Source organism: Streptomyces indicus, from assembly GCF_900100315.1.
Lineage (GTDB): Bacteria > Actinomycetota > Actinomycetes > Streptomycetales > Streptomycetaceae > Streptomyces > Streptomyces indicus.
The window spans coordinates 1,034,795-1,054,059 of the sequence record NZ_FNFF01000001.1 but is presented as its reverse complement, the minus strand read 5'-3'; the positions used below and the strand labels follow the sequence as shown (position 1 = coordinate 1,054,059).

Below are 19,265 nucleotides of genomic sequence, written 5' to 3'. Positions count from 1 at the left end.
GTCCCGCTCGGCCTGCCGTCGGGGACGGGGTGGCAGACATGCTGCCCGAGAGGACCTGAGGAGCGGACCGGATGGATCTGAGGCCCGACCCCGAGCGACGCGATCAGGACACCGAGGACGACGCGTCCGCCGCGCTGCGCAACAGCAACAGCAGCAGTCTCGAAGCGCTCCGCGAGGAACTCGCCCGCTCCGCGGGGGGAGTTGCGTCACCTCAGGGCCCGCGACCGCAGTCGTCCCACCGTCGCCATGGCGCAGGGCATCATCATGGAGCGCTATCGGCTGGCGCACGCCGACGAGGCGTTCGCGCTGCTGCGGCACGCCTCGCAGCGGTTCAACATCAAGCTGCGCACGGTGGTCGACGCGGTGCTGACCACCGCCCGCCCCGCCACCGCGACCGGCCTCTGGTTCCCCGGCCGCCGCGGCCCGGTCGCCCGCGCTCCCGGCCCTGCGCCTGGACGGTTCCCAGCCGGTCCACCACAGCGGAGTCCTGCGCGCCGTGCTGTCCCAGGTGATGGCGATCACCGGCACGGACATGGGCAACGTACAGCTGCCCGACCCGCACACGCGCGGACTGCGCCTGGAGCGGCACGCGGGCCTGAGCGAGGAGTTCGTGGACTACTTCGCGCTCGTCGACGGCCCGGGCACCGCCTGCGCCGCGGCCGAGACGGAGGTCGCGCTGCGTACCGTGCACGACATGCACACGGACCCCGTCTTCAGCGAGGGCGCCCGCCGGGCCGTCCTCGAGGCGGGCAGCCGCGCCTGCCACAGCATCCCGCTGGTCGGCACGGACGGCCGGTGCGTGGGCATGGTCTCCGCCCATCTGGCCGCGCCCACGGCCGAGTTGACCGCCGCGCAGGTCCGCGCCCTGACCGCGATAGGGGGCCAGGCCGGACGGTGGCTGGGCCGGCACCAGGAGACGGTCGTACGGGACGCCCTGGAGTACCTGCACGCCCTCGCCACCCGCCACCGGCGCGGCCACCCCCACCGCTGACCTTCGCCTCACAGGCGCGGTTGATTCCCGCCTGCACAGTCAGCCGGTGATTGCCGCTACGCAGCCGGTGATTCCTGCTCACACCGCTGACGAGGCCACCGGGTCCCGCTCACGCTACCGACCCGGCCCGCCCTGCCGTCCGCCCCCGCAGGCCGCCGGTACGAGCAACCGCCCCCGTCCGGCGGCCGTGGTCACCGGCCGCCGGACAGCACGCGGACAGCACGCCGCCCCTCAGGCCGCGCGGGACAGCCCGGCCGGCTCCGCGACCCCGGCCGCCCCGGCCGTTTCCGCGGTCCCGGCCGCGTCGTCCGCGAGCGCCTGCTCGCGGACCTTGGAGCAGCTGCGCGAGATGAGCCGGGACACGTGCATCTGCGAGAGGTTGAGCCGCTCGGCGATCGCCTGCTGCGTCATGTCCTCGAAGAACCGCAGGTAGAGGATGGTGCGTTCACGCGCGGGCAGCATCCGCAGACCGCGCTTGGCGGCCTCGCGGTCCACCACCGTGTCGTACGCGGTGTCCGGGGCGCCGAGCGCGTCGGCCAGCGTGAACCCGCTGTCGGACGAGCTCAGTTCGACGTCGAGCGACAGCGTCGTATGGCTGTGCAGCGCCTGCATGCCTTCCTTGACCTCGTCGACCGTGATACCCAGATGCTCGGCGAGCGTCTCGATCCCGGCGGTGCCCGTGCCCGGATCCTGCGCGAGCTCCTGCTGGGCCACGCGGATACGGTTGCGCAGATCCTGCACCCGGCGCGGCACGCGCAGGCTCCAGGAGCGGTCACGGAAGTGCCGCTTGATCTCGCCGGTGATCGTCGGCACCGCATAGCTCTCGAACGCGCCGCGCTCGGGCTCGAAGTGGTCGATCGCCTTCACCAGGCCGAGAGCGGCCACCTGGCGGAGATCGTCGAGGTCCTCGCCCCGGTTGCGGAACCGGCCGGCGATGCGGTGGGCCATCGGCAGCCAGGCCTCGATGAGTTCCTCCTTGATGAGATCACGCTCAGGCCCGTCGTCCAGGGACTGCAACCGTGCGAACTGCGCCGAGGTGTCGGGTGCGTCGTCGTGCGGATGACGCCCGCCGCGGACACTGGTGAGCGCGGCACGGTCGGTGTGCGGACGGGCCTGGATGTCGGTGGACATGTGTTCCCTCTTCGCCGTGGAGTCGTGGTGATGTGAATCCGCAGCGACGGATGGTCCAGAACCGGGAGAGCCGGACCCTGGACACACCGCTCCTGCGGCAGCGCCTCCGGTCCGAAGCACGAGACTCGCTTGCCCTGGCCCCACACGCCCAAACGCATCGGACTTCCGGCAGATTTCCGGTGGCCACGGCGGTCCGTGAGCGGCCGCAAAAGGTTCGGAATGATCGTCGGACCGCCGGGTATCCGGCCCTGTGCCGCGATGGAGCTCGCGGTCAACCGGCGTACAGAGAGGGGTATTTCCATGTTGCTGGCGCACCCGGCCGTGCTGCAGGACCTCGTCGAGCAGTACGAGTCGTTGACGGCGTTGCAGGCACACGAGGGTTCGGCCGAGGCGGCACGGCGGCTGGACGACGTGCAGTACACCCTCTGCGTGGCCACGGGGACCCGTGACATCGACATGGCCCTGATCGCGGCCCGCTACCGGCTCTCGGGCGCCCGCACCGAGGACGACTCGCTGCTCACCGAGCCGGTGGCCACCGCCTGACCGCAGCCCGGTGCCGGGCGGCCCCCCGGCTCAGGCCTTCTTCACCACGCTCGACTTCAGCTGCATCGCGCCGAAGCCGTCGACCTTGCAGTCGATGTCATGCCCGTCGACCCCGTCGATCAGGCGGATGTTGCGCACCTTGGTGCCGGCCTTGATCCCGGACGGGCTGCCCTTGACCTTGAGGGCCTTGACGACCGTCACGCTGTCGCCGTCGCGCAGCACATTGCCCACGGCGTCCTTGACCACCCGCTCCTCGGGTCCGGAGCCCTCGGCGCCTTCGGCGTTCTGGCCCGGCACCCACTCGTGGGCGCACTCGGGACACACCACGAGCGCGTTCATCTCGTACGTGTACACACAGGAGCATTTCGGGCAAGGAGGGGGATTCTCGCTCATCCGCCCAGCCTAGCCACGTGGCCCACAGGCGGCTCGCGCAGGCTCGGCACGGAGGCCGGCTCGGTCACCCGAGGCCGAGCGGCCGCAGAAGGCCGACTGGCCACGGATGGTGTGCTCAGTCACGAAAGGCCCGCTGGTGCGGTCCCACCTGCGGATCCAGTTCGTGCAGCACCTTGCGGGCGTCCTCGAGGATCCCGGCCGTGCACAGCTCGCGCCACTCGGCATAGGCGGGCTGCTGTGCGAGTGCACTGGTCAGGAAGCTGGTCTCGGCCGCGCCCAGGCGGTCACGGAGCGTGGCGCGCAGCTGCGGCGTCGGAGTGTCGTGCAGCAGCCGGGGTTCGGTGAGGACCGCGAGCGAGCCGGCGAGATCGGCGAGCACCTGGTCGAGACCCTCCGGCGCACGCGTCGGCTCGGGCCGCAGCGCCCGGTCGTGCTGCGACCAGTGCAGGGCCGGCGGGCGGCCCTCGCGATACGTGAGGTTGTACAGACCGCGCGCGATGCCCCGTATCTGATGCCCCACGTGGTCGAGGCAGCGGGTCGACTCGACGAGCCGCTCCACACGGCGGACCGCGGCCTCGGTGTGCGGGCGCCAGCGGTTGGCGTCCTCGGCCGCCGCGACCGCCTTGCGGACCTTCGTGAGCCGCTCGGACAGGCCGCGCGCCCGCTCCACCCACTCCCCGCAGTGCCGGTCCCAGTCCTCACCGCGCAGCGCCTGCGCCATCTCCGTCAGGAGCGCGCTCATCTCCCCGGACAGCCGCGCGAGCTTCTCCGCGGCCCGTCGTGCGAAGGGCGGCGGCGGCACCGCGAGCCCGACCGCCGCGCCGATCGCGACCCCGATCAGGTTCGCCGCGAGCCGGTGCACGCCGTAGTCGAAGTGCCCGGGCACGCCCATCACGAGCACCGCGGTCAGCGCGATCTGGTGCACCTGGCCGCCGAGCCGCAGCAGCCGGCCCGCGCACATGCCGACGAGCACCGTCGCGAACATCGTCAGGGGCGTGACCCCGACCGTCATCGAGGCGGTCAGGCCCAGGGCCCCGCCGAAGGCCACCCCGGCCCCGCGGTGGAAGGCCCGCCGGGCGGTGCCGTACGGGGTGAGCTGGCAGGCCAGCATGGCGCCGACCGGAGCGAGGTCCGGCGCGGACAGGCCGAGCAGATCGGCCGCGATCCACCAGGCGAGGGCACTGGCCAGCGCGGCCCGCAGCACCAGGTTCGCGTCCCCGAACTGGGGCACGGCGCGCGAGGTGAAGGCCTTCGCGGAGGCTTTCGCGGACGCCTTCACGGAGGCGTGCCCGGAGGTCTTCACAGGCGCGGGCGCGGGCGCGGGCGCGTGCGCGGGGGAGGGGCGGGACGGTGCGGTGGGCTGCGGCATGGTGGGAGGATTCGCGGTGGACAGTGGGCCGCCTTCCAATGTCCCGCGTCCGCGAGGTCCGCCCGGTCAGCCATTGGACCTGTTCCGCCCGCCATTGCTCCCGGACCTTGGCCCTGCCCGTACCGCCCGGACCGTACGTGCGGTGGGACCGTGCCCTCGCCGCTCCCGCACAGGTCCATGTCGGATTTCCGCCAGCCAAGCCCGCGGCCTTGCCCGAAGCTGGTGCCATGCACACCGAGACCGAGCGCTGCATCCGAGCCGTCCAGTCCAAGGACGCGCGCTTCGACGGATGGTTCTTCACCGCCGTACGGACCACCGGCATCTACTGCCGGCCCAGCTGTCCGGTGGTCGCACCCAAGCCCGAGAACATGACCTTCCTGCCCAGCGCGGCCGCCTGCCAGCAGGCCGGCTTCCGGGCCTGCAAGCGCTGCCGCCCCGACGCCACCCCGGGCTCGCCCGAGTGGAACCATCGCGCCGACCTCGTGGCCCGCGCGATGCGGCTGATCGGCGACGGGGTCGTGGACCGCGAGGGCGTGCCCGGCCTCGCCGTCCGGCTCGGCTACAGCACCCGCCAGGTGGAGCGCCAGCTCCAGGCGGAGCTGGGCGCCGGGCCGCTCGCACTCGCCCGCTCCCAGCGGGCCCAGACCGCGCGCCTGCTGATCGAGACGACCGCGCTGCCGATGGCCGAGATCGCGTTCGCCGCGGGGTTCGCCTCGATCCGTACCTTCAACGAGACCGTACGGGAGGTCTTCGCCCTCACCCCGGGCGAGCTGCGCACCCGCGCCGCCGGCCGGCGCGCCGAGGCGGCGGCACCGGGTGTGCTGAGCCTGCGGCTGCCCTTCCGCGCCCCGCTCAACCCGGACAACCTGTTCGGGCACCTCGCCGCCACCGCCGTGCCGGGCGTCGAGGAATGGCGCGACGGCGCGTACCGGCGCACGCTGCGCCTGCCGTACGGACACGGCGTGGTGTCCCTGTCCCCGCGGCCCGACCACATCGCCTGCCGGCTCGCCCTCACCGACCAGCGCGACCTCACCGTCGCGATCAGCCGCTGCCGCCGCATGCTCGACCTGGACGCCGATCCGGTGGCGGTGGACGCCCAGTTGAGCTCCGACGAGCTGCTCGCGCCGCTGGTCGCGAAGGCACCGGGGCGGCGGGTGCCGCGCACGGTGGACGAGGCGGAGTTCGCGGTCCGCGCCGTCCTCGGCCAGCAGGTCTCCACCGCTGCCGCCCGCACCCACGCGGGCCGCCTCGTCCTGGCGCACGGCGACCGGATCGACGACCCCGAGGGCGGACTCACCCACCTCTTCCCCGACCCGCGGACCCTCGCCGGCCTCGACCCCGAGACCCTGGCGATGCCCCGCACGCGCCGGGCGACCCTCCTGAACCTCGTCCGCCGACTGGCGGACGGCTCACTCCAGTTGGGCGTGGAGACCGACTGGAACGAGGCCCGGGCGCGCCTTGCCGCCCTGCCCGGATTCGGCCCCTGGACCATCGAGGTGATCGCGATGCGCGCCCTCGGCGACCCGGACGCCTTCCTGCCCGGCGACCTCGGCGTCCGCAAGGCGGCCCAGGGACTCGGCCTGCCCGCCACCCCCGCCGCGCTCACCGCCCGGGCCGCGGCCTGGCAGCCCTGGCGCGCCTACGCGGTCCAGTACCTCTGGGCCACCGACGACCACCCCATCAACGTCCTTCCCGTATAAGCCCGTTCGAGCCCCTGCGACCCCGCAAGCCCCGACAGGCATCCGGGAAGCGGGAGTTCGAAAGACCCGAGGATCCCGCCATGCGCACCCACACCGTGATCGACAGCCCGTACGGACCGCTGACCCTGGTCGCGACGGACGGCATCCTGTCCGGCCTGTACATGACCGCCCAGCGCCACCGGCCGGCCGAGGAGACCTTCGGCGCACCGGACGACACCGCGTTCGCCCCGGCCGTCGAACAGCTCACCGCCTACTTCGCGGGCGAGCGCACCACCTTCGACCTGCCGCTCCACCTGGACGGCACAGACTTCCAACGCACCGTATGGGCCGAGCTGTTGAAGATCCCGTACGGCGAGACCCGCACGTACGGCGAACTCGCCGAGGCCCTCGGCAACCCCGCCGCCTCCCGCGCGGTCGGCCTCGCCAACGGAAAGAACCCGATCGGCATCATCGTCCCGTGCCACCGCGTCGTCGGCGCCAACGGCAGCCTCACGGGCTACGGCGGCGGCCTCGACCGCAAGCGCCGCCTGCTCGACTTCGAACGCCGGGGCGCGGCCGAGGTGTTGTTCTAGCCGACCGCCCGGAAACGCAGGCTGTCAGGCGCTACGCCGAGAGCGCCGCTAGCAGCCGCGGCAGCGCCGTCCCGATCGGCTCCCGTACGACCTCGTGCGCCACGTCGTCGTACGGGGTCGGTTCGGCGTTGACGATCACCAGGCGTGCGCCGTGCTCGGCCGCGATGCCCGCGAGCGAGGCGGCGGGCTGCACCTGAAGGCTGCTGCCGACCGCGAAGAACACCTGGCAGGCCTTCGCGATGCCCATCGCCTCGCCGATCACCATCGGATCGAGCCGCTCACCGAACATCACGGTCGCGGACTTGAGCACGCCCCCGCAGGAGCGGCAGGCCGGATCCTCCTCACCGGCCTCGACCCGCGCGAGCGCGTCCTCCATCGGACCGCGCTCATGGCAGGCGAGGCACACCACTTCCCGTGCGGTGCCGTGCAGTTCGAGCACCTTGCGGGCGGAGAGGCCGGCGCGCTGGTGCAGTCCGTCCACGTTCTGCGTGAGCACGCGCACGGGGAAGCCGCGCTGTTCGAGCGCGGCGACGGCGCGGTGCGCGGCGTTGGGCTCCGCGTGCCGGGCGGGGCCTTGCAGGCGCATCTGCCAGGAGCGGCGCCGGATGTCCGGATCGCTCACGTAGTAGTCGTACGTGACGAGCTTCTCCGCCTCCGGATCGCGCCGCCACAGCCCGTTGGGCCCGCGGTAGTCCGGGATGCCGGAGTCCGTGGAGATCCCGGCACCCGTGAGGACGGCGACAAGGGGCAGCGCGGCACGTGACTGGGTCATGCCGCGAGGGTACGGAGCCCGGGGTGCGGGGGCGAGCGGGTTTCCACCCGGCCCACCCGGCATCCCGACCCGTTCGGTGTCCGTGCCGCACCCCGGCCCGTGCGCTGTCCGTGCCGCCCCGCCCGCACCCGGGCCCGCGCGCTCAGTTCAGGAAGTCGCGGGCGATCTGCTCGGCCACCCGCTCCAGGATCGGTCCTGCCTCGGCGATGCACTTCGCCACGTCCGGCTCCACCGAGGTCAGCGGGTACGCCCGGCGGATCCCGGCCTTGCCCAGCGCCTCCGGCGGCAGGGCGAGCCGCCCGCACACCGCCACGACCTCGACCCCGGCCGCACGCGCCGCCGCGGCCACACCCGCGGGCGCCTTGCCGTGCAGGGTCTGCTCGTCCAGGGAGCCCTCGCCGGTGATCACCAGCGTGGCCCGCTCCAGGGCCGGCGCGAAGCCCAGCACGTCGAGCATGACCTCGATACCGGGACGGAAGCGGGCACCGAGCGCGACCAGCGCCCCGTAGCCGATACCGCCCGCGGCGCCCGCGCCGGGGGAGGCGGCCAGCTCGCCGGCCTTCGGGCCCACGGACTTCTCCAGGACCTGCGCGAAGTGGGCGAGCGCGGCGTCGAGGGTCTCGACGTCCTCGGGGGTCGCGCCCTTCTGCGGACCGTAGACCGCGGGGGCGCCCTTCGGGCCGGTCAGCGGGTTGTCCACGTCGCTGGCCAGGACCAGGTCCACCTCGGCGAAGCGCGGGTCGATGCCCGACAGGTCCGCGGAGGCCAGGTCGCGCAGCGGACCGCCGCCCGCGCCCACCGGCTCGCCCGCGCCGTCCAGGAAGGTCGCGCCGAGCGCGGCCAGCATGCCCGCGCCGCCGTCGGTCGTGGCGCTGCCGCCGACACCGAACACGATGGTGCGCGCGCCCGCGTCGAGGGCCGCGAGCAGCAGCTCGCCGGAGCCGTACGTTGTGGAGGTGAGGGGCGCGAAGACGCCCTCGGGAAGGAGCTGGAGCCCGGAGGCCTCGGCCATCTCGACCACGGCCGTGTCGCCCCGCAGCGCGTACGCAGCTGTGACCGGCGTGCCCAGCGGGCCCGTGACCTGCACTTCACGTCGCTCGAAGCCGCCCGCGACCGCCGCGGCCACCGTGCCGTCGCCGCCGTCCGCGACGGGCAGCGCCTCGACCGCGAGCTCCGGCAGCACCCGGCGCAGCCCGGCCGTGACCCGCTCGGCGACCTCCACGGCCGTGAGCGAACCCTTGAACTTGTCCGCGGCTATCAGCACCCGGTTCTCTGTCGACGAGTGAGCCGCCGAGTGAGCCGTCTCTGCAGCGTCCGCCACCTTGGTTCCCCTTGCTTTCGGGCCTTGCTCGCGTCAAGGCAGTCGCGCCGCCCCGACCTTAACCGGAGCAAGGGGTCCCTGCCCATGGCCACCCGTACGGCGAGACGGCGTGCCCAGGAGAAAAACCGGTCTATTTCCCACCATAGTGGGGCGTCATGAGCACGGAAACGATCGATCAGAACGGTCCCGCGGACCCGCCGGGCCCGCCCGGACGCACCGAAGAGCCGGCCGCGGGCGGCGGCCCCGGGGAGGCACGGGAGCCCGACTTCACCGTCGTCGGCATCGGCGTCGCGGTGGTCGTGGGCGTGGTGGCCTGGGCCGCGATCGGCAAGGACTCCTTCGCCGGCGCCTCGTCGTCCGCCCTCGCCTGGGTCCTGGAGAACTTCGCCTGGCTCTTCGTGATCGCCGCCGACATCTTCCTGGTGCTCTGCGCCGTGATCGCGGTCAGCCGCTTCGGCCAGATCCGCCTGGGCCGCGACGACTCCGAGCCCGAGTTCACCAACCTCGCGTGGATCGCGATGATGTTCAGCGCCGGCATGGGCATCGGCCTGATGTTCTACGGCGTCGGCGAACCGCTCCAGCACTACCTGAGCCCGCCGCCGGCCGCCGCGGGCGTGGAGCCGCGTACGGCCTCGGCGGCCGGCACCGCGCTGCAGTACTCGTTCTTCCACTGGACGTTCACGCCCTGGGCGATCTACGGCATCGCGGGCCTCGCGCTCGCCTACGCGGGGTTCCGCAAGGGCCGCGGCAACCGGCTCAGCTCGGTCTTCGTGCCGCTGATCGGCGAGCGGCGCGCGGCCGGCTGGCCGGGCCGGATGATCGACCTGCTCGCGGTCTTCGCCACCGTCTTCGGCACGGCGACCAGCCTCGGCGTCGGCGCCCTCCAGGTGGCCAAGGGCCTCAACCTGACCACGGGCGTCAAGGACACCACCACCCTCGAAGTGATCATCATCGTGTCGCTGGGCGCGGCCTTCGTCGCCTCCGCGTTCTCCGGCCTGCACAAGGGCGTCAAGTGGCTCTCGACGCTCAACATCGTGCTCGCGGCCTGCCTGATGACCTTCATCTTCGTCATCGGCCCGACCGTCTACATCCTCGACGCGATCCCCGCGAGCGTCGGCAACTACCTGATCAACCTGATCCCCATGGCCACCCGCACCGGAGCCTTCACCGACGGGTCCTGGCTGGGCAGTTGGACGATCTTCTACTGGGCGTGGTGGATGTCCTGGGCGCCGTTCGTCGGCACCTTCATCGCCCGGATCTCGCGCGGCCGCACCATCCGCGAGTTCCTCGTCGGCGTGCTGCTGGTGCCGAGCGCGGCGACCGTGGTCTGGTTCTGCGTCATGGGCGGTACGGGCATCCGCCTCGACTCCACCGGCAGGACCGACATGGCCGCCGAGATCGCCTCGGGCCCCGAGGCCGCGCTGTTCGCGATGCTGGACGCGCTGCCGATCGGCACGGTCACCTCCTGGATCGCGATGCTGCTCGTCATGACGTACTTCGTCACCAGCGCCGACTCCGCCTCCCTGGTGATGGGCTCGCTCACCAGCCGCGGCGCCCTGCACCCCAAGACCTGGCTCGTCGTGCTGTGGGGTGTGCTCATGGCGGCGGTGGCCGCGGTCCTCCTGGTCGCCGGCGGCCTCAACTCGCTGCAGAGCGCCACGATCCTGGTGGCCCTGCCGTTCGTCGTCGTGATGCTCACGCTGTGCTGGGCGCTGCTCAAGGAACTCCGCGAGGACCCGGGCGCGGGGCCGCGCAGGCACCACGCGCTGCACGGTCTGCGCGACGCGGTGAAGGCGATGGTCGGCGACGCCATCACCGAGCAGTCGCCGACCCGCCACCACCGGCTGCGCAGGGCCGTGAAGTCCCGCAGCCAGGACGAGGACTGAGATGGCGGCCGTGCGCAAGGCGGGTGCGGTCGCGGCGGCGGTGGTCACGGCGCTCACCGTGACCGCTGCCGCCGCCCCCGCGGGCCCGCGCCCCGAACCCCTCATCAGGACCGGGGACATCGACGTACTCGAAGACGTACTCGAACACATCAGCCTGCCGCTCGGCGAGGGCGGCAGGGCGGTGCACCAGTGGTACGGGCCGGAGCAGCAGGAGAGGTGACCGGCCCCCGTGACCGCCGCGCTCCGGTGGGTACACCGGATCCATGACCCCACCGGAGACGGACCGGAGCGCACCACCGGCCCCGGCGGACGTGCCGGACCCGAAGACCTCACCGGACGCGAAGAACCTCGGCGACCGGATCCTGGGCGGCTGGCTCGGCCGGATCGCCGGCAACATGCTGGGCAAGCCGGTCGAGCGGGGCGACTACTGGACCCGTGCCCGCATCGACCGCTACCTGCGCCGCTACGACGCGCTGCCGCTCACCGGCTACCTGCCCGAACCGGTCGGCGCGGAGGCCGAGTTCGAGCTGCGGCCCGAGTGGCGCGCCTGCGTCCGCGGCCGGGTGCGCGGCAGCTGCCGCGACGACGACATCGACTACGCGATCCTCGGGCTCGAACTCCTGGAGACGTACGGCTTCGACTTCACCACCGAACAGGTCGGCGCCCTGTGGCTGCTCCGCCTGCCGTACCTCCAGACCTTCACCGCCGAACGCGCGGCCTACCGCAACCTCGCGAACGGCCTCAAGCCCCCGCTCACGGCCACGTACGACAACCCGTACCAGGAGTGGATCGGCGCCCTGATCCGCGCCGACATCCACGCCTGGACCCACCCCGGACAGCCGCGCCGCGCCGCCGCGAGCGCGCGCCGCGACGCGGTGCTCTCGCACACGGGCAACGGGGTCTACGGGGAGATGTGGGCCGCAGCCCTGATCTCTGCGGCGTTCACCGCCTCCTCGGTCCGCGAGGCACTCGACGTCTCGCTCACGGTCTTCCCGGCGAGCAGCCGCCTGGCGCGCACCGTCCGCCGCGTCATGGGCCTGCACGCCTCGGGCCTCGACTGGTCCGCGACCCTGGACGCCGTGGACACCGAACTCTCCGGCCTCGGCTGGATCCACACGCTCCCCAACGCGGCGGTCCTGACGGCCGGACTCCTGTACGGCGAGGGCGACTTCACCTCGACCATCGCGCTGACCGTACGCGGGGGCCTGGACACCGACTCGAACGGCGCGACCGCGGGCTCCTTCGCCGGGGTCCTGTGCGGCGCCTGCGCGATCCCGCCCTCGTGGGTGGAACCGCTCGAAGACCGGGTCAGCAGCGCGGTGTTCGGCTGGGACGGCACCGCGATCACCGAACTGGCCGCGCGCACCCTGGCCCTGGCTAGAGTTCCAGGGTGACGACCGCTGACTTTGCCACGTACATCGCAGGCCTCCCCAAGATCCTCGCGGGCGCGGCGGCGCTCCTGCGCGACGAGGCGGGCCGCGTCCTCCTCGTCGAGCCCAACTACCGCGAGGGCTGGGCGCTCCCGGGCGGCACGATCGAGTCGGACACCGGCGAGACCCCGCGCGAGGGGGCCCGCCGCGAGACCCTGGAGGAGACCGCCCTGGACATCACCCCGGGCGCACTCCTCGCCGTGGACTGGGTCCCCCTCCGCCCCGACCGCCCCCCGCTGGCGGCGTACTTGTACGACGGCGGAATCCACCCGGAGGCGACCTTCGCCTCGATCGTCCTCCAGAGCGAGGAACTCGACTCGTGGAAGCTGGTACCGGAGGCCGAGTTGGACACGTACCTCCTCCCGAGCCTCGCCCGCCGCGTACGAGCGGCCCTCACGGTCCTGCGGGAGGGCGGCGGGGCGGTGGAGTTGGTGGACGGCCACCGTACGGGGTGAGGCCGGCTGTGGGCACCTCGCGGCTGTGGGCACCTCGCGACTGTGGGTGCCTCGCGGCTGTGAGCGGATGCCGCCCGTGGGGCAACTGTCAGCCCGTCCGGCGTTTGAGGACGAGCGCCGTTCAGGCGCGATACGGGGGCAAGGGGCGAAGCCCCAAAGGGGGGGTGCAGGGGGCGAAGCCCCCGCGTGGGTGCGCACCAAGGCGGGCCCCGAGGCGCAAGCCCCAGCTCGGGTGCCCACCCAGGGGGTCCGGGGGCGAAGCCCCTGGTTTCGGGAAGGGGCGGGTAGGGGAAACCGCCCCCACCGCAACCACGCCCCACCCGCACCCAAGAAGCCCTCCGCACCCAAAGAGCCCCCGGCACCCAAAAACCCCTTCACCCCGCCAACCGATGCGCATCCAACGCCAGCGTCATCTCCGTGAGATCCCGCGGCCGCGACAGATCCCGCCCCGTCAACTGCTCAAGCCGCCGCAACCGGTTGAAGACCGTGTTGCGGTGGCAGTACAGCCGCCCGGCCGCCCGCCCCGCGGACCCCTCGCACTCCAGCCACGCGTCCAGCGTCTCCAACAGCACCGCACGGTCCGCGGGATCGAGCGCGAGCAGCGGCCCGAAGACGTCCTTCACCAGGCGCCCCGCCAGCTCCGGCTGGCCCACGACCAGGGCCGTCGGCACCCGCCGGTCAAGGCGCACGATCGCCGTCGAGTCCGGCGGACAGGTCCGCAGCGCCAGCTCCGCGAGCCGCCGCGCATGCCCCAGCTCCGCGAGCCCGCCCACCACCGGCGAGATACCGCCCGGCCCGGTGCACCCCGCTTCGAGGAGCCCCGACAGGGCGTCCAGACCCACCGAGTCGTCCAGCGCCGCGACCCCCAACTCGCAGTCCGCACGCATCCGCCACACGAACCGCACCCCCGTCACCCGGATCAGCCGGTGCAGCGGCTCGCTGCCGTCACGCCGGTCGAGCGGCAGCACCACCACCGCGTACCGGCCCTGCTCGGGCAGATCGAGGCCGGCCGCCGCCCGCGAGGTGAGCTCCGGCGCGTCCTGGCCGTCGAGCAGCGCGTCGAGCAGCGCCTGGAGCCGTTCGTCCGTGCGCCGGCGCAGCTCCAGTTCCGTGGCCCGGTACGCCTCCGAGAGGATGTCCTCCTGCTCGTTCACCGAGGACCACACCATCGACGCCGCCTGCATCAGGACCGGCAGCCGCTCGGGATGGTGGGACTGCGCCTCGGCGAGCAGCTCGTCCCAGACCAGCCGGCCCGCCTGCCGGTACGCGTGCACCAGGAGGTTCAGCGGCAGCCCCTGCTGCGCGCTGTGCCGCCCCATCCACTCCGCGTTCTCCAGATCGCGGCGCGGCGCGTGCCGCGGCGCGCACATCGTCTCGATCCCGATCCGCATCGCCCGCTCGGCCTGCTGCCAGTGCTGGTCGTACGGGACGACGTGTTCGTAGGTCGGTGAGTGCGCGTCGAGGCGCCGAAGGTGCGCCTCGACGAGGTCCGGCAGGCGCCCGAGCAGCGCCTCGCAGGCCTCGGCGAGGACCTTCCACTCTTCTTTGGTACGCGGTCCACGAGCCGCCATGAGCGCTGAGGATGCCACCTCCCGCGCCGGGCGCACAGGCCCCTGACACGCGATGTTGTGCTGCAGCACAACCGCGGGACCCCTCCTCTGGTCACGGGCAACGTTTCGCTACCGGTCCGTAGACGTACCGACCGGTCGGTGCTGATTCTGTGCCATCCCACCCCGCGCCGGCCCGCCCCCGCGGACGGGCCCCGCCTTCGAAAGGGGAGCCATGCAAGGTGCCGCACTCACTGTGCGCGACCTGTCGGCGTCCTACGGACCCGTGCGCGCCCTGCGCTCGGTCTCGCTCGACGTGCCCGAGGGCGCGTGTGTCACGGTGCTCGGCGGCAACGGCGCCGGCAAGTCGACGCTCCTGCGCGCCATTTCCCGCACCCTCGCCTTCCACGGCGGCTCCGCCACCGGCACCGTGCACTTCGACGGGAAGCCGCTGCACGGCACCGGAGCCGACCGCGTGGTCGGCGAGGGGATCTGCCAAGTGCCCGAAGGGCGGCAGGTGTTCGCGCGGATGACGGTGGAGGACAACCTGCGCGCCGGAGCCCTCGGCGCACGCGGCGACCGCGCCGCGAAGGCCGCCGCACTGCGCCGCGTCCACGAGCTCTTCCCCGTCCTCGCCGAACGCGCCCACCAGCGGGCGGGGCTGCTGTCCGGCGGCGAGCAACAGATGCTCGCCGTGGGCCGCGCCCTGATGGCGGGACCCCGGCTGCTGCTCCTCGACGAGCCGTCGCTCGGTCTCGCCCCGCTGATGGCGGCCCGGATCGCCGACACCATCCGGGAGATCAACTCCCAAGGTGTGTCGGTCCTGTTGGTGGAGCAGAACGCCGCGCTCGCCCTGAAGCTGGCCGAGACCGCGTACGTCCTCGAAGTCGGCGAGGTGACCCTCTCCGGCAACGCCGACACCCTCGCCGCCTCCGACGAGGTCCGCCGCCGCTACCTCGGCGTGGTCGACGAGGACGCCGCCGCGGACGCCGGCCGCGCCACCGCCGAGCATCCGGTCCTCACGCGATGGGAGGACACCCCGTGAGCGACACCGCAGCCGCCACCGCCCAGGACGTGCCCGCGCTCGAAGTCCGCGCCCTCACCGTCAAGTTCGCGGGCCTCACCGCCCTGGACGCGGTGGACTTCACCGTGGCCCCCGGCACCGTGCACGCCGTCATCGGACCCAACGGCGCCGGCAAGTCCACCTGCTTCAACGTCCTGTCGGGCGTCTACCGCGCCACCTCGGGCAGCGTCCGCTTCGGCGCGCACGAACTCACCGGCGAACCCCCGCACCGCATCGCCGCCCGCGGCATCGCGCGCACCTTCCAGAACCTCGCCCTGCCCCCGCGCGCCACGGTCGCCGACTCCCTCCTGCTCGGCCGCCACCGCCTCACCCGCACCGGCTTCGTGGCCGCCGGGCTGCGGCTGCCGCAGGCCGTACGGGAGGAGGCCCGGCACCGCGAACGGGTGCGCGAGATCGCCGCGTTCGTCGGCATCGAGGAGCACCTCGCCAAGCCCGCGGGCTCGCTCCCGTACGGCTTGCAGAAACTCGCCGAACTCGCCCGCGCCCTCTGCATGGAACCCCGGCTGCTGCTCCTCGACGAGCCGGTGGCCGGCATGACCGCCGACGAACGCCGGCGCACGGCGGCCGTGATCGCGGGTGTACGCGACAGCCTCGGAATCTCGATCGTCCTCGTGGAGCACGACATGGGCATGGTCATGCGGCTCGCCGACTCGGTGACCGTCCTCGACTTCGGCAAGCGCATCGCCGACGGCACACCCGCCGCCGTACAGAACGATCCGGCAGTGGTACGCGCCTACCTCGGCCAGAGCGAGGAGTCCGCCTGATGTCCACCTTCGTCGAACTCCTCCTCAACGGCGTCTCGATGGGCTCCGTCTACGCCCTGATCGCCCTCGGCTTCGTGGTGATCTTCAAGGCAACCGAGGTGGTCAACTTCGCCCACGCCTCGCTCCTGCTGGCCGGCGGCTACGTCACCGCCGTCCTGCACGACGACATCGGCTTCTGGCCCGCGCTGCTCGTGGGCATCGCGGGCGCGGCCCTGGTCGGCGCCGCGATCGAGTTCCTGGTGATGCGCCGCTACCGCGGCCACGACCACAGCGTCCTCGCCATCGCGACCATCGGCGTGGACATCCTGCTGGTCACCGATCTGACCCGGCGCATCGGCACCGACGTGCTCGCGGTGGGCGACCCCTGGGGGGACGCGGTCCTGGAGATCGGGCCGCTCACGATCGCGCACACCCGTATCGCCGCCTTCCTCGCGGCCGGACTGCTCATCACCGCGTTCCTGCTCGCCTTCCGCTACACCTCCTGGGGCGTGGCGATGCGCGCCGCAGCCGAGAACGCCGAGACGGCCGCCCTCATGGGCATCCGCCTGGGCCGGGTCTCGCTCGGCGCCTGGGCCGTCGCGGGCGGACTCGCGGCCGTCGCCGCACTCTTCCTGACCGTCTTCCCGACGCCGGGCCTCGAACGGGCCACCTCGCTGGCCGCCCTGAAGGCCTTCCCCGCGGCCATCCTCGGCGGCCTCGACTCCACCACCGGCGCGCTGGTCGGCGGCCTCGTCGTCGGCATCACCGAGTCGCTCGCCACCGGCTACCAGAGCGACCTCACCTTCCTCGGCCGCGGGCTCGGCGAGCTCGCGCCCTACCTCGTGATGGTCGCGATCCTCCTCGTCCGCCCCGCAGGCCTGTTCGGTACGAAGGAGCTCGCCCGTGTCTGACGTCCTCACCAAGCCGGCACCCGAGGCGGCCACACCCCGCACCCGCAAACTGCCGGGCCCGCGCGTCTACGTGTGGCTCGCGGGGTTCGTGCTCCTCCTCGTCCTGCCGTTCTACCTGGAGCGGTTCTGGCTCCAGGCGGGCCTGTTCGCGATGGCCGCCGCGATCGGCGCGATCGGCCTCAACCTCCTCACCGGAGCCACCGGCCAGCTCTCCATGGGCCACGCCTTCTTCCTCGCCGTGGGCGCGTACGGCTACTGCGCCTTCGCCGGGGACGGCGCCGACGGCCTGACCGGGCTCGGCCTGCCGACCTGGCTCGCGGCCGTGCTCGCCGTGGGGCTCGCGGGCGTCGCGGGCGGCGTGTTCAGCCCCATCGCGGGCCGGCTGCGCGGCGCCTACCTGGGCATCGCCACCCTCGCGCTGATCTTCATCGGCCAGCACGTGCTCTTCAACGCCCACGACCTGACGGGCGGCTTCAACGGCCGGGACGTGCCCCCGTTCAGCATCTTCGGCCTCACCTTCGACGACAGCGAGCTGCTCGTCGCCGCCGTGCCCTTCGGCACCGCCGAGAAGCTCTGGTACCTCGGCCTCGTCCTGCTCCTGGCCGGCGGCCTGTTCGCCCGCGGGGTGCTGCGCGGCCGGCCGGGACGCGCGATGAACGCCATCCGCGACCACCAGATCGCCGCGGGCGTCATGGGCGTCCCCGTGGCCCGCTACCGCGCCGCCGTCTTCGTGCTCTCCTCCATGTACGCGGGCCTCGCGGGCGTCCTGCTGGCCCTGGTCTTCCAGCGCACCGTGCCCGAGTACTTCGGCATGGTCCTCTCGCTCGAGTACCTCGCCATGATCGTGATCGGCGGTCTCGGCTCGGTCTCGGGCGCCGTCGTGGGCGCGGTGTTCGTCTCGCTGCTGCCCCAGATCCTCACCCGCTACAGCGACTCCCTGCCGCTCGTCTCCGAGGCCGGCACCGGCGGGGTCAGCCCGGGCGAGGCCGCGAAGTACCTCTACGGCGCCGCGCTCGTGGCCGTCGTGCTCTTCCTGCCGGGCGGGCTCGTCCGCCTCGCCGCCCGGCGCCCGAAAGCAAGCTCCGCCCAACCCTCAGGCACCGAAGGGAACGACCGATGACAACACCACGTGCACACAGGAGCCGCAGGCCGCACAAGGCCACGGCCGCCGCGCTGGCGGCCCTCCTGGCGATCGCGGGAGCCGCGGGCTGCAGCTCCAAGGCGAAGGACAAGGACAGCGGCAAGGCGGGCGCCGGCGGCGTCAAGACCGATGTGGGCGTCACCGACAAGACCATCAAGCTCGGTGTGCTGACCGACATGACGGGCGTGTACGCCACGCTCGGCAAGAGCGTCACCCAGGCCCAGCAGCTCTACGTGAAGCAGGCGAATGCCGAAGGCGGCATTTGTGGTCGCAAACTGGAGCTGGTGGTCAGGGACCACGGTTATGACCCGCAGAAGGCCGTCGCGGGCTACTCGGAGCTGGAACCGGACGTGCTCGGCTTCGCCCAGTTCATCGGCTCGCCCTTCGTCGCGGCCGTCAAGCAGCGCATCACCACGGACAAGGCCCTGGTCCTGCCGCAGGCCTGGTCGGCGTCCCTGCTCGGCAGCGAGTACATCCGCGTCCTCGGCTCCACGTACGACATCGAGACGATCAATGCGATCGACTTCCTGATGAAGGAGAAGGGCCTCAAGAAGGGCGACAAGCTCGGCCATGTGTACTTCGAGGGCGACTACGGCGAGAACGCGCTCGCGGGCTCGAAGTACATGGCGGAGCAGAACGGCCTGACCGTCGTCGAGCAGAAGATCAAGCCCACGGACAACGACATGACCGCCCAGGTCGCCGCCCTGAAGAAGGCCGGCGTCAAGGCGATCGTGATCAGCGCGGGCCCGCGCCAGGCGGCCTCGCTGGTCGGTGTCGCGGCGGCCACGGGTCTCACGGTGCCGATCATCGGCAACAACTCCGCGTACGCCCCGCAGCTGCTCGGCACCCAGGCCGCGCCCGCCCTGGAGAAGATGTACTACATCTCCACCCCGTCGCTGCCCATCGGCGACGACGCCGAGGGCCCGAGCAAGCTCGCCGCGGACTACGCGGCGGCCTACCCGAAGGACTCGCTGGACAACGGCGTGGTCGCCGGCTGGACGGCCGCCGAGACCTTCGGCGAGGCGCTCAAGCGGGCCTGTGAGGCCAAGGACCTGACGCGTGAGGGCGTGGACAAGGCGCTGCTCGGCATCAAGGACTGGAACGCCGGCTTCGGCGTCCACGACTTCACCGACCCGAGCGCGCCCTCGTCCCTGGAAAGCGTGATCATCAAGCCGGACAAGGCGGCGAAGGGCGGCTCGTCGGTGGTCCGCGAGGCCGAGATCTCCGACGCCGCGAAGTCCTTCAAGAGGTAGCCGCTCATCCGCACCCTGCCGGA

19 protein-coding genes and 1 pseudogene are annotated in these 19,265 nt (G+C 72.6%); 14 read left to right on the top strand and 6 right to left on the bottom strand.

What is annotated here, in order from left to right; all coding sequences use genetic code 11:
* Positions 1–246: 246 nt before the first annotated feature.
* Together BLT97_RS38395 and BLT97_RS38390 are read left to right on the top strand one after the other, a co-directional pair.
* Positions 247–306, top strand: a pseudogene (locus BLT97_RS38395) (hypothetical protein); the annotation flags it as partial.
* A gap of 190 nt (positions 307–496) precedes the next feature.
* On the top strand, positions 497–991 hold the full coding sequence (locus BLT97_RS38390) for a GAF domain-containing protein (protein WP_245769128.1): 495 nt from the start codon (positions 497–499) through the stop codon (positions 989–991).
* Positions 992–1,222: 231 nt separating this feature from the next.
* Here the strand turns inward: BLT97_RS38390 and BLT97_RS04705 are convergent, their stop codons facing one another.
* On the bottom strand, positions 1,223–2,122 hold the full coding sequence (locus tag BLT97_RS04705) for a SigB/SigF/SigG family RNA polymerase sigma factor (protein WP_093607339.1): 900 nt from the start codon (positions 2,120–2,122) through the stop codon (positions 1,223–1,225).
* A gap of 300 nt (positions 2,123–2,422) precedes the next feature.
* On the opposite strand from BLT97_RS04705, the gene BLT97_RS04700 reads away from it, so the two are divergent.
* On the top strand, positions 2,423–2,665 hold the full coding sequence (locus BLT97_RS04700) for a DUF5133 domain-containing protein (RefSeq protein ID WP_093607338.1): 243 nt from the start codon (positions 2,423–2,425) through the stop codon (positions 2,663–2,665).
* A 30-nt stretch (positions 2,666–2,695) separates the two neighbouring features.
* Here the strand turns inward: BLT97_RS04700 and BLT97_RS04695 are convergent, their stop codons facing one another.
* Together BLT97_RS04695 and BLT97_RS04690 are read right to left on the bottom strand one after the other, a co-directional pair.
* A complete protein-coding gene (locus tag BLT97_RS04695; protein ID WP_093607337.1) occupies positions 2,696–3,058 on the bottom strand; it encodes a zinc ribbon domain-containing protein YjdM in 363 nt (120 codons plus the stop codon).
* A gap of 115 nt (positions 3,059–3,173) precedes the next feature.
* Positions 3,174–4,427 (bottom strand): FUSC family protein, encoded by a 1,254-nt coding sequence (locus BLT97_RS04690; protein ID WP_093607336.1) that lies wholly within the window; start codon positions 4,425–4,427, stop codon positions 3,174–3,176.
* Between the two features lie 227 nt (positions 4,428–4,654).
* On the opposite strand from BLT97_RS04690, the gene BLT97_RS04685 reads away from it, so the two are divergent.
* Positions 4,655–6,127 (top strand): DNA-3-methyladenine glycosylase 2 family protein, encoded by a 1,473-nt coding sequence (locus BLT97_RS04685; protein ID WP_093607335.1) that lies wholly within the window; start codon positions 4,655–4,657, stop codon positions 6,125–6,127.
* 80 nt (positions 6,128–6,207) lie between these two features.
* Positions 6,208–6,699, top strand: a complete 492-nt coding sequence (locus tag BLT97_RS04680) for a methylated-DNA--[protein]-cysteine S-methyltransferase (protein ID WP_093607334.1) — start codon at positions 6,208–6,210, stop codon at positions 6,697–6,699.
* A gap of 31 nt (positions 6,700–6,730) precedes the next feature.
* Here BLT97_RS04680 and BLT97_RS04675 read toward each other — a convergent pair whose 3' ends face one another.
* Together BLT97_RS04675 and BLT97_RS04670 are read right to left on the bottom strand one after the other, a co-directional pair.
* On the bottom strand, positions 6,731–7,471 hold the full coding sequence (locus tag BLT97_RS04675) for an SIR2 family NAD-dependent protein deacylase (protein WP_093607333.1): 741 nt from the start codon (positions 7,469–7,471) through the stop codon (positions 6,731–6,733).
* A 142-nt stretch (positions 7,472–7,613) separates the two neighbouring features.
* Positions 7,614–8,792: a glycerate kinase gene (locus BLT97_RS04670; protein ID WP_093607332.1), complete on the bottom strand. Its 1,179-nt coding sequence runs from the start codon at positions 8,790–8,792 to the stop codon at positions 7,614–7,616.
* A gap of 155 nt (positions 8,793–8,947) precedes the next feature.
* On the opposite strand from BLT97_RS04670, the gene BLT97_RS04665 reads away from it, so the two are divergent.
* The 4 genes from BLT97_RS04665 to BLT97_RS04650 all read left to right on the top strand — a co-directional run bounded on the left by BLT97_RS04665 (position 8,948) and on the right by BLT97_RS04650 (position 12,563).
* A complete protein-coding gene (locus BLT97_RS04665; RefSeq protein ID WP_093607331.1) occupies positions 8,948–10,678 on the top strand; it encodes a BCCT family transporter in 1,731 nt (576 codons plus the stop codon).
* A gap of 1 nt (position 10,679) precedes the next feature.
* Complete coding sequence (locus tag BLT97_RS04660) at positions 10,680–10,898, top strand: hypothetical protein (RefSeq protein ID WP_093607330.1); 219 nt, start codon at positions 10,680–10,682, stop codon at positions 10,896–10,898.
* A gap of 175 nt (positions 10,899–11,073) precedes the next feature.
* The gene (locus BLT97_RS04655) at positions 11,074–12,072 is read left to right on the top strand and encodes an ADP-ribosylglycohydrolase family protein (RefSeq protein WP_245769180.1); all 999 of its coding nucleotides are present in this window, start codon (positions 11,074–11,076) and stop codon (positions 12,070–12,072) included.
* The gene (locus tag BLT97_RS04650; RefSeq protein ID WP_093607328.1) at positions 12,069–12,563 is read left to right on the top strand and encodes an NUDIX domain-containing protein; all 495 of its coding nucleotides are present in this window, start codon (positions 12,069–12,071) and stop codon (positions 12,561–12,563) included. Before BLT97_RS04655 ends, BLT97_RS04650 begins: the two co-directional genes overlap by 4 nt.
* Positions 12,564–12,937: 374 nt before the next feature.
* Here BLT97_RS04650 and BLT97_RS04645 read toward each other — a convergent pair whose 3' ends face one another.
* On the bottom strand, positions 12,938–14,134 hold the full coding sequence (locus tag BLT97_RS04645) for a PucR family transcriptional regulator (RefSeq protein ID WP_093607327.1): 1,197 nt from the start codon (positions 14,132–14,134) through the stop codon (positions 12,938–12,940).
* A gap of 211 nt (positions 14,135–14,345) precedes the next feature.
* Between BLT97_RS04645 and BLT97_RS04640 the strand changes: the two genes are divergently transcribed.
* The 5 genes from BLT97_RS04640 to BLT97_RS04620 are packed head-to-tail and all read left to right on the top strand — an operon-like array spanning position 14,346 to position 19,242.
* On the top strand, positions 14,346–15,155 hold the full coding sequence (locus tag BLT97_RS04640) for an ABC transporter ATP-binding protein (RefSeq protein WP_093607326.1): 810 nt from the start codon (positions 14,346–14,348) through the stop codon (positions 15,153–15,155).
* Positions 15,137–15,958 carry an ABC transporter ATP-binding protein gene (locus BLT97_RS04635; protein WP_093607325.1) on the top strand — a complete coding sequence of 274 codons (822 nt, stop codon included), beginning with the start codon at positions 15,137–15,139 and terminating at the stop codon, positions 15,956–15,958. Before BLT97_RS04640 ends, BLT97_RS04635 begins: the two co-directional genes overlap by 19 nt.
* On the top strand, positions 15,958–16,848 hold the full coding sequence (locus BLT97_RS04630) for a branched-chain amino acid ABC transporter permease (protein ID WP_093607324.1): 891 nt from the start codon (positions 15,958–15,960) through the stop codon (positions 16,846–16,848). The genes BLT97_RS04635 and BLT97_RS04630 overlap by 1 nt, the downstream gene beginning before the upstream one ends.
* A complete protein-coding gene (locus tag BLT97_RS04625; RefSeq protein WP_093607323.1) occupies positions 16,841–17,968 on the top strand; it encodes a branched-chain amino acid ABC transporter permease in 1,128 nt (375 codons plus the stop codon). Before BLT97_RS04630 ends, BLT97_RS04625 begins: the two co-directional genes overlap by 8 nt.
* Complete coding sequence (locus BLT97_RS04620; protein WP_093607322.1) at positions 17,965–19,242, top strand: ABC transporter substrate-binding protein; 1,278 nt, start codon at positions 17,965–17,967, stop codon at positions 19,240–19,242. Before BLT97_RS04625 ends, BLT97_RS04620 begins: the two co-directional genes overlap by 4 nt.
* Positions 19,243–19,265 lie beyond the last annotated feature (23 nt).

Coding starts and splice junctions, on each gene's coding strand:
- BLT97_RS04705 (WP_093607339.1), bottom strand. CDS start 2,122: ATGTCCACCGACATCCAGGCCCGTCCGCACACCGACCGTGCCGCGCTC.
- BLT97_RS04700 (WP_093607338.1), top strand. CDS start 2,423: ATGTTGCTGGCGCACCCGGCCGTGCTGCAGGACCTCGTCGAGCAGTAC.
- BLT97_RS04695 (WP_093607337.1), bottom strand. CDS start 3,058: ATGAGCGAGAATCCCCCTCCTTGCCCGAAATGCTCCTGTGTGTACACG.
- BLT97_RS04690 (WP_093607336.1), bottom strand. CDS start 4,427: ATGCCGCAGCCCACCGCACCGTCCCGCCCCTCCCCCGCGCACGCGCCC.
- BLT97_RS04685 (WP_093607335.1), top strand. CDS start 4,655: ATGCACACCGAGACCGAGCGCTGCATCCGAGCCGTCCAGTCCAAGGAC.
- BLT97_RS04680 (WP_093607334.1), top strand. CDS start 6,208: ATGCGCACCCACACCGTGATCGACAGCCCGTACGGACCGCTGACCCTG.
- BLT97_RS04675 (WP_093607333.1), bottom strand. CDS start 7,471: ATGACCCAGTCACGTGCCGCGCTGCCCCTTGTCGCCGTCCTCACGGGT.
- BLT97_RS04665 (WP_093607331.1), top strand. CDS start 8,948: ATGAGCACGGAAACGATCGATCAGAACGGTCCCGCGGACCCGCCGGGC.
- BLT97_RS04660 (WP_093607330.1), top strand. CDS start 10,680: ATGGCGGCCGTGCGCAAGGCGGGTGCGGTCGCGGCGGCGGTGGTCACG.
- BLT97_RS04655 (WP_245769180.1), top strand. CDS start 11,074: ATGCTGGGCAAGCCGGTCGAGCGGGGCGACTACTGGACCCGTGCCCGC.
- BLT97_RS04645 (WP_093607327.1), bottom strand. CDS start 14,134: ATGGCGGCTCGTGGACCGCGTACCAAAGAAGAGTGGAAGGTCCTCGCC.
- BLT97_RS04640 (WP_093607326.1), top strand. CDS start 14,346: ATGCAAGGTGCCGCACTCACTGTGCGCGACCTGTCGGCGTCCTACGGA.
- BLT97_RS04635 (WP_093607325.1), top strand. CDS start 15,137: ATGGGAGGACACCCCGTGAGCGACACCGCAGCCGCCACCGCCCAGGAC.
- BLT97_RS04630 (WP_093607324.1), top strand. CDS start 15,958: ATGTCCACCTTCGTCGAACTCCTCCTCAACGGCGTCTCGATGGGCTCC.
- BLT97_RS04620 (WP_093607322.1), top strand. CDS start 17,965: ATGACAACACCACGTGCACACAGGAGCCGCAGGCCGCACAAGGCCACG.